Source organism: Paenibacillus praedii (assembly GCF_049725345.1).
Classification (GTDB): Bacteria; Bacillota; Bacilli; order Paenibacillales; family Paenibacillaceae; genus Pristimantibacillus.
In genome coordinates, this window is the sequence record NZ_JBMWAM010000048.1 from 1 (window position 1) to 1,124 (window position 1,124).

1 protein-coding gene is annotated in these 1,124 nt (G+C 50.0%); it reads right to left on the reverse strand.

Annotated features, from left to right (window positions below; all coding sequences use genetic code 11):
- Positions 1-137 precede the first annotated feature (137 nt).
- Positions 138-1,124 (reverse strand): VanZ family protein (locus ACO9K6_RS20930; protein ID WP_424769462.1); only part of this gene is annotated, 987 nt, incomplete at its 5' end.

Below are 1,124 nucleotides of genomic sequence, written 5' to 3' on the forward strand. Positions count from 1 at the left end.
GTAGTCTAATTCCGAAAATCCGGCTGCCGGTTAAACTAACGTTTCCCTTTAGCGCAAAGACGGCATTCAGTCGTTCTGGCCAAACGGTTAAAATACGCTGTTTTTCGTAAAGATTATTGTGAAAAGCTCGCCGCCTGCTATCGGCGGTTCTTGATTTCCGTGAGGAGCATATCCCATAATAAGACATTCGTATTCTCATTCTTGTCTTCGTTCCTAATCGTTATGGTGAGCTCTTTTGTTCCTAGTACATCCATTTCGAAATAACCGGGTTCAACGCTGTTCATTCTGCTAAAGGTGCTCGTATCCACACTTCGCTCACCTCCGTCTAAGGCGATAATCAACGTACTCTCGCCTTGACTGATGTCGTCCGGAATGCCACTGTAACCGGAGAAGGTCATATATTTCCCATCCAGTGTATACGTGACGCTCACCGATCCTGGGTTCTCTCTGCTAAACAAGTTCACTAGAGGCTTCACTCGATGACCACCGACTTCAAAGCCGGAGAGGCTCGGGTCCCAAGAAATCGAACCGTCCTTCACCGGAAGGCTGTCGATCCCGACTTCCCTGCCCGCCTCGACGCTCCTGGTCTTCGCAATCCAGTGGTTCACTCCTTGGACCGTCGCGATCGTCCCGACCGAGAGGAGAGCCGCCGCAACAAAGATCTTCCCTATGCCCTTCAAGGTATCCTTCGGACGAGGTATCCACCGCTGCGCCATGTACCCAACGGTAACCCCTAGCGCGTTCGTAAGGATATCATCGATATCGAAGCTGCCCAGACCGGTCGCCCACTGCAAAATTTCAAGTAGGGATATCGTAACGATAAACAAACCTAACAATCGGAGAAACCGTATCCGAACCGCCAACGGGACGAACATCCCATACGGTAAGAAGGCTGCAAAGTTCGCAAAGTTATAAAACCAAAACCACGTTATGCCCCCCATCGGGAAGGACAACGGAATGCCGTCAGGGATGAGCTTATATCCATCCGCTCCGTTATGGGCGGTATCGATCCGGCCTAACCCAAAGTACAAGAAATATAACATAACCGCGGTGTAAGCAATCAACGCGATTATGGTAACTGATCGAGCTTTTTCCGCGATCATATGGACACCTTCCTTCTCGTT